This window comes from Microbacterium sp. AR7-10 (assembly GCF_001878835.1).
Lineage (GTDB): Bacteria > Actinomycetota > Actinomycetes > Actinomycetales > Microbacteriaceae > Microbacterium > Microbacterium commune.
The window spans coordinates 76,751-84,036 of record NZ_MJIR01000080.1; the positions used below are offsets into that span (position 1 = coordinate 76,751).

Annotated in this window: 8 protein-coding genes and 1 pseudogene; all 9 read right to left on the bottom strand. The window is 72.1% G+C overall.

What is annotated here, in order from left to right; genetic code table 11:
- Positions 1-22: 22 nt before the first annotated feature.
- Positions 23-286 carry a phosphoribosyl-ATP diphosphatase gene (locus tag BFN01_RS11455; protein ID WP_071644477.1) on the bottom strand — a complete coding sequence of 88 codons (264 nt, stop codon included), beginning with the start codon at positions 284-286 and terminating at the stop codon, positions 23-25.
- Positions 283-963: a ribulose-phosphate 3-epimerase gene (gene rpe / locus BFN01_RS11460; RefSeq protein WP_071644478.1), complete on the bottom strand. Its 681-nt coding sequence runs from the start codon at positions 961-963 to the stop codon at positions 283-285. Before rpe ends, BFN01_RS11455 begins: the two co-directional genes overlap by 4 nt.
- A partial coding sequence (locus BFN01_RS15890) for an RsmB/NOP family class I SAM-dependent RNA methyltransferase (protein WP_256221129.1) occupies positions 960-1,698 on the bottom strand: 739 nt, incomplete at its 5' end. The genes rpe and BFN01_RS15890, both read right to left, overlap by 4 nt.
- A gap of 2 nt (positions 1,699-1,700) precedes the next feature.
- Positions 1,701-2,339, bottom strand: a pseudogene (locus BFN01_RS15895) (transcription antitermination factor NusB); the annotation flags it as partial.
- Positions 2,340-2,350: 11 nt separating this feature from the next.
- On the bottom strand, positions 2,351-3,274 hold the full coding sequence (gene fmt / locus BFN01_RS11470; RefSeq protein ID WP_071644479.1) for a methionyl-tRNA formyltransferase: 924 nt from the start codon (positions 3,272-3,274) through the stop codon (positions 2,351-2,353).
- A 36-nt stretch (positions 3,275-3,310) separates the two neighbouring features.
- Entirely contained in the window at positions 3,311-5,290 is a 1,980-nt protein-coding gene (locus BFN01_RS11475; RefSeq protein ID WP_177243858.1) for a primosomal protein N', read from the bottom strand.
- Positions 5,291-5,297: 7 nt separating this feature from the next.
- Positions 5,298-6,494: a methionine adenosyltransferase gene (metK, locus tag BFN01_RS11480; RefSeq protein ID WP_071644480.1), complete on the bottom strand. Its 1,197-nt coding sequence runs from the start codon at positions 6,492-6,494 to the stop codon at positions 5,298-5,300.
- Positions 6,495-6,605: 111 nt separating this feature from the next.
- The gene (gene rpoZ / locus BFN01_RS11485) at positions 6,606-6,860 is read right to left on the bottom strand and encodes a DNA-directed RNA polymerase subunit omega (RefSeq protein ID WP_071644481.1); all 255 of its coding nucleotides are present in this window, start codon (positions 6,858-6,860) and stop codon (positions 6,606-6,608) included.
- A gap of 80 nt (positions 6,861-6,940) precedes the next feature.
- The coding region (locus tag BFN01_RS11490) for a guanylate kinase (protein WP_371261032.1) at positions 6,941-7,286 on the bottom strand (346 nt) is incomplete at its 5' end.

A 7,286-nucleotide genomic window follows, 5' to 3' on the forward strand; every position in this document is an offset into this window, starting at 1 on the left:
TGAACGGTGGTCTGAGCCTCGCTCACAGATGTCGGTAGACGTCCTCCAGGCTCAGGCCCTTGGCCAGCATCATCACCTGCAGGTGGTACAGCAGCTGGGAGATCTCCTCGGCGGCCTCGTCGTTCGACTCGTACTCGGCGGCCATCCAGACCTCGGCCGCCTCCTCGACGATCTTCTTGCCGATCGCATGCACTCCGCGATCCAGCTGTGCGACGGTACCCGATCCCTCGGGTCGCTCGAGCGCGGTGGCGCTGAGCTCGGCGAACAGTTCGTCGAATGTCTTCACGATTCCAGGCTAGCCGCTCGCGCGCGCTCGCGAAGACCGATGACCGCGGCCTCGATGTCGCGGGCGCCGTAGACCGCCGATCCCGCGACGAACGTGTCAGCGCCCGCGGCCGCGGCCTGGGCGATCGTGTCGTCCGAGATGCCGCCGTCGACCTGCAGCCAGACGTCGGATCCGCGCCTGCGCGCCTCGTCGTGCAGAGCGCGCAGCTTCGGCATCGTCTCGGGCATGAAGCCCTGGCCGCCGAACCCGGGCTCGACCGTCATCACGAGGATCTGGTCGAACTCGTCGAGGATGTCGTACAGCGACTCCCCCGCCGTTCCCGGCTTGATCGCGATGCCCGCACGTGACCCGATCGCACGCAGGCGCCGCGCGAGGGCCACCGGGTCGGCGGCGGCCTCGAGGTGGAAGGTCACGCTCGCGGCTCCCAGGTCGGCATAGCCCGGTGCCCACCGGTCGGGGTCGTCGATCATCAGGTGCACGTCGAGCGGGATGGGGCTGGTCGCCTGGATCCGCTCCACCATCTGCGGGCCGAAGGTGAGGTTGGGGACGAAATGGTTGTCCATCACGTCCACATGCGCGAAGTCGGCGGTCGCGATGCGGGCGAGCTCGGTCTGCATGTTCGCGAAATCCGCGGCGAGGATGCTCGGATTGATGCGCGGTGCGGCGGGGAGGGTCACGAGGTGGTCCTTTCCGGATCGGTGCGCTGCAGCAGCGCGAGGAACATGGCGTCGGTGCCGTGCCGGTGCGGCCACAGCTGCGCGCTGCCGGCGCCGGGGCCGTCGCCGCGCGGGGCCAGATCGATGGGCGTCCGGGAGATGCCGGTCATCACCTCACGCGCGTCGAGCTCGACGATGTCGTCGCGACGGCGCAGGATCTCGGCGACGATGCCCGTCGTCTCCGCCAGATGCGGCGAGCAGGTCGCGTAGCCGACGATCCCGCCGGGCTTCACCGCGTCGACGGCGGCGTCGAGCAGCTGCATCTGCAGCTCCACGAGCTCGGCGACGTCCTCCGGCGACTTGCGCCAGCGGGCCTCCGGGCGCCGGCGCAGCGCACCGAGACCGGTGCAGGGCGCATCGACGAGGATCCGGTCGAAGGACGCCGGATGCTGTGCCGCGAACACGCGGCCGTCCTGCTCGTGCACGGGCACGTCGATCGGCAGGGGACGCACGGCATGCCGCACGAGCCCGGCGCGAGCGGGAACGACCTCGTTCGCCTCGAGCTCAGCTCCCGATTCGAGCGCGAGCGCGGCCAGCATGGCCGTCTTCCCGCCCGGCCCCGCACACAGATCCAGCCACCGCTCCCCCGCGCGCACCGGCGCCGCTGCGGCCAACGCCAGCGCGACGAGCTGCGAGCCCTCGTCCTGCACGCGGACGGTGCCGCCGGAGTCGGAGATCACCCGGCGCGGGTCGCCGNNCGGCGACCCGAACGCGGTGGACGCGTACGGGCGCCGTGGGGTGCCCGCCTCGGCGAGACCGGGGAGCGCGGCGAGGGTGACCTCGGGCGCATCGTTGTCGGACGCCAGCAGAGCGTCCAGCTCGTCCGCTCGGCCCTCGGCGGCGAGGGCGCGGCGGAGGGCGCGGATCACCCACACGGGATGTGCGGTGCGCAGCGCGAGACGCTCGTCGTCCGAGCGTGCGCCGGCTTCGATCCGCTGCTGCCAGGTCTCGGCGTCGTCCCGCCCGATCCGGCGCAGCACGGCGTTCGCGAACCCGGACGCCCCTCGCCCGGCCTCGGCGGCGACCAGCGACACGGATTCGTTCACCGCCGCGTGGGCGGCGACGCGCGTGGAGAGCAGCTGGTGGGTGCCGAGGCGCAGGGCGTCGAGCACCGCGGGGTCGATCTGCTCGACGGGCCGGCCGGCCGCCTCCGCGATGATCGCGTCGTAGGTGCCGCGGCGACGCAGGGTGCCGTATGCGAGCTCGGTGGCGAGCCCGGCATCCTGCGGATTCAGGTTCGCTTCGACGATCAGCTTCGGCAGCAGCAGGTTGGCATACGCGTCGTCGTCCGATACGGCGCGGAGCACGTCGTAGGCGACCCAGCGGGCGGCCTGGATCTTCGGCGCGGTCACGATCCGAGCCTCACTGTTCCGGCATCGCGCATCCCGCGCCACCAGTCCGCGGCATCCATCGCTCCCTTGCCCGCCGGCTGCACGCGGGTGACCGCGAGCGGGGTCGTGCCCGTGCCGATGAACACGGCGGTCTTGGTGCCGTGCAGCAGGCCGGGGTCGAGGTGCGGTGCGTCGATCGGCGCCGGCGCCGCACCGAGGATCTTCAGCCTGGCCCCGGCGAGTGTCGTGTGCGCGCCGGGTTCGGGGGTGACGCCCCGGTAGCGCGCGTACACCTCGTCGAGTGGTGCGCTCCAGTCGATCGCGCCGTCGTCGAGGGTGAGCTTCGGGGCGAGGGTCGGCTCTCCCTCCTGCGGGTGCGCCTGGGCCGTCCCGGCGGCGATCCCGGCGACGACGTCGGCGGTGAGCGAGGCCCCGTCCTCCGCGAGCAGGTCGAGAGCGACGTCAGCCGTGGCGTCGTCCGGCACGGCGACGGAGCGCATGGCGAAGACGTCCCCGGCGTCGAGTGCGGGCACGAGCTGGAACACGGCGACGCCCAGTTCGGCGTCGCCCCCGATCAGCGCCCGCTGCACCGGTGCGGCGCCGCGCCAGCGCGGCAGCAGCGAGAAGTGCAGGTTGATCCAGCCCTTCTCCGGCGTCGACAGCAGCGGTTCGCGCACGATGCCGCCGTAGGCGACGATCACGCCGAGCTCGGCGTCGAGAGCGGCGATCTGGGCGGTCGCCTCATCGTCGAGTCGCGCGGTCTTGATGACGCGCAGTCCGAGCTGCTCGGCGGCCGCGGCGACCGGCGACGGGGTCAGCACGCGCCTGCGCCCCAGCGGGGCGTCGGGGCGAGTGACGACGGCCGCGATCTCGTGCTGTGCGGCGAGGGCGCGCAGGGTCGGTACGGCGACGGCGGGGGTGCCTGCGAACACGAGGCGCATGGAAGGTTCTCCGGTCGGTCGAGCTGGTTCGGGTGATCAGATGTCGGGTTCGAGGATATCGAGATGCACCGAGAGGGGGATCCGCTGGCGCCCACGGCCGCGCCGGCTCTGCGCGGCATCGGCGACGACGCTGGCGCGCAGCGTGTCGGCTACCTCCTGGCCGGCGGCGTACGGGAAGCGCACGAGTGCGCGCACGCGACCCTCCTCGTCGATCGGCACGGGTCCGAGCACGGCGTCCGCCGGGATGCCGATGCCGCCGAGCGCATCGAGCGCCCCGCGCACCGAGGCCGGGATCCCCTCGAGCTGCGCGAACCGGGCCGTCGGGGGCATGTGCAGCGGCATCCGCGCCTCCAGCTCGGAACGGGCGTACGCGGCGGCCGACCAGGTGGCGAGAGCGCGGGCCACGGGACCGTCTACGCCGACGAGGTGCACGGGTGCTCCGGGGGCGGCGAGGGCGGCGGCGTTCGCCCACCAGCGCAGGCACGACTCGCCGATCCGCAGCTCGGGTGCCTGCAGCATGCGTGCGCCGTCGAGCAGGATGACTGCCCGGTAGCCTCCGTCGGCGACCGGCTCGGCACCGCGGGTGGCGACGACCAGCGCCGGACGACCGTCGACGTGCTGCACCGCGTGCGCACCGTCGGAGACGATCACCCGCACGCCGGGGAACGCGCGGCCCAGCTCGTCGGCGGTGCGCTCCGTGCCCGATGATGCCAGCTGCACCTGGTCGGACGAGCACTCAACGCAGCGCCAGGAGTGCGCGGAGCGCCCGCACCACCCGCACACCGGAACGGCGCCCCGGCGTCGGGCGCCGAGCGGCCCGCCGCACTCCCGGCACCGGGCGGGATGCCGGCAGGAGGCGCAGACGAGGGTCGGGGCGAACCCGGGGCGGGCGACCTGCACCAGCACGGGGCCGTCTGCGGCTGCGGCGCGTGCGGTGGCGAAGGCGCTCGAGGGCACCCGCTGGCTGATCGTGCGCTCGAGCTCCTGCGGGGTGCTCAGCCGCACGTTCGGGATCACGCGGCGCGACGCGGTGATCTCGCGCAGCCAGGAGTGCTGCACGAGACGCTCCACGTCGGTCGAGCGGGTGTGCGCGACGAGCAGCAGCGCGCTGCCCTCCTGCTCCTGCCGGAGCAGGGCCGCGTCGCGGGCATGCACGTACGGCGCGAGCGGTTCGGCGAGCAGCGGGTCGGAGTCGTCCCAGATCGCGACGAGCGCGGCGCGAGCCGGTGAGTAGACCGCCGAGCGGTTGCCGACCACGACGCAGGGCGCCTCGTCGAGCGTCCGCAGGAATGCGCGGTAGCGGTCGGGGTTCGTCTGCCTCGCGTCATGGCGTGCGATCGCCGCTGCGGGCACGAGCTTCTCGAGCGCCGCGAGCAGCAGCTCCTGGTCGCGGTAGTCGGGCACCACCAGGATGCTCGATCTGCCGTCCGCGAGTTCCCGGGCGGCGGCGGAGGCCAGCAGCGTCGCCCATCCCGGCTCCGAGCCGCTCTGCACCGGGATCGCCTCGACGGCCGCCCGGCCCGACTGCGCGAGCACCTCCGCCAGGCCCTCGTAGCGCGTGATGACCTCGTGCGCGCGGGTCACGGCATCCGGATCGACCTCGATCGTCTCCTCGACCGGCGTCCACGCCTTCTCGACCCGCACCTGCCGTTTCGGGATGGCGAGTCGCAGGACGTCGGATGCCGAGCCCGCGGCGCGATCCGCCGCGCGTCGCGCGAGACGGTACAGGCGGTCGGGCATGACCACCGTCGGCGAGACGACGCTCTCGATCTCGGAGAGCGTGCGGGTGGCATCGGGCTCGACGTCGATCTCGACGATGAACCCGTCGACGACGCGACCCGCGGTGCGCAGCGGTGCCTTGATGCGCACGCCCGGCAGGACCTCGCCGAGCGTCTCCGGCAGCGCGTAGTCGAACAGCCGGTCCAGCTGCGGCAGCGGCGAGTCGATCAGCACCCGCGCGATGCGCCGCCCCTCCCCCGCGCTGGGCGCCGCCCGCGTGGGACGAGCCTCTGACACGACGGCCTCAGAGGCCGGCGGCGCGACGCAGGTCGTCGGCGCGGTCCGTGCGCTCCCAGGTGAAGTCGGGCAGCTCGCGTCCGAAGTGCCCGTAGGCGGCGGTCTGCGCGTAGATCGGGCGCAGCAGGTCGAGCTCCTCGATGATGGCCTGCGGGCGCAGGTCGAACACCTGCGAGATCGCCTCGGTGATGGTCTCGTCCGAGACACGACCGGTGCCGAAGGTCTCGACGTAGAGCCCGACGGGACGAGCGACCCCGATGGCGTACGCGACCTGCACCTCGGCGCGGTCGGCGAGACCCGCTGCGACGACGTTCTTGGCGACCCAGCGCATCGCGTAGGCGCCGGAGCGGTCGACCTTCGACGGGTCCTTGCCGCTGAACGCGCCCCCGCCGTGCCGGGCAGCGCCGCCGTACGTGTCGATGATGATCTTGCGGCCGGTGAGACCGGCGTCGCCCTTCGGGCCGCCGGTGACGAAGGGACCGGCGGGGTTGATGTAGTACTTCAGGTCGTCGGCGAGGTCGAGGCCGGTCTGCTCGAGGACCGGGTCGATGACGACGGCGCGCACGAGCTGCTTCAGCTCGTCCTGGGAGATGTCGGGGTGGTGTTGCGTCGACAGCACGACGGCGTCGACGGTCTTCGGGGTGAAGCCGTCGTAGCCGAGCGTGACCTGCGTCTTCCCGTCCGGACGCAGGAAGTCGAGCTCGCCGGAGCGGCGGACCTCGGTGAGGCGCTCGGCGATGCGGTGCGCGGTCCACGCGGCCATCGGCATGAGCTGCGGGGTCTCGTTGGTCGCGAAGCCGAACATGATGCCCTGGTCGCCCGCGCCGAGCAGATCGCGAGGATCGGTCGATCCCCCGTCGCGCTGCTCCTGAGCCTGGTCGACGCCGTTCGCGATGTCGGTCGACTGCTCGCCCACCGAGATGCTGACACCGCACGACGAGCCGTCGAAACCGGTGTCGCTCGAGGTGTAGCCGATGCCGTTCACGACGTCGCGCACGATCGTCGGGATGTCGACGTAGCCCTCGGTGCGAATCTCACCGGCGACGTGCACCAGGCCGGTCGTGACGAGCGTCTCGACCGCCACGCGCGAGTCGCGGTCGACCGTGAGGAGTCCGTCGAGGATGCTGTCGGAGATCTGGTCGCAGATCTTGTCGGGGTGTCCTTCGGTGACGGACTCGGACGTGAACAGGCGCAGCGCGCTCATCGGGGCTCCAAAGCGGGGTCGTGGGGCGGAGCCGGTGACGGCTCGACGCCAGTGTGCATGAAGCCGCCGACATCCTGAGGAGGACGTCGGCGGCTCACAGTGCGAAGGCGATCACTCAGCGTGACGGATGCGCAGCTTGTCCTCGTTGATCTCGTGCAGGGCGATCGTGAGGGGCTTGTCCTCGACCGACGAGTCGACGAGCGGGCCGACGTTGTCGAAGAGGTTCCCCTCGTGCAGGTCGGAGTAGTAGTCGTTGATCTGACGCGCGCGCTTCGACGCGTAGATCACGAGCTCGTACTTCGACGAGACGCGCTCGAGAAGGTTGTCGATGGGCGGGTCGATGATGCCGTTGTTGTGTCCGGCCATGGTGGACCTCCTGGTCAGGCGACGGTGGCGTCGGGGGTGACGAGCTGTCGCGAAATCGATGCGGCGCGCAACCTGAGGGCTCAGGGAGCCGAGCGACGCGCAGAGTCTGTGGCCAATTCTACGACCTCTTCGGCCGCCGTGGCGACGTCGGCGTTCACGACGAGGTAATCGAACTCGTTCTGCGCGGCCAATTCCACCCGCGCGGTGCGCAGCCGACGGGTGCGTTCCTCGGCATCCTCGGTGCCTCGGCCGACGAGACGCTGCACGAGCTCGTCCCAGCTCGGGGGCAGCAGGAAGACGAGGGATGCCGACGGCTCGGCCGCCCGCACCTGCCTGGCGCCCTGCAGGTCGATCTCGAGCAGCACGGTTCTGCCTTCGGCCAGCGCCGCGTCCACGGGCCCGCGCGGCGTGCCGTAGCGGTGCTTG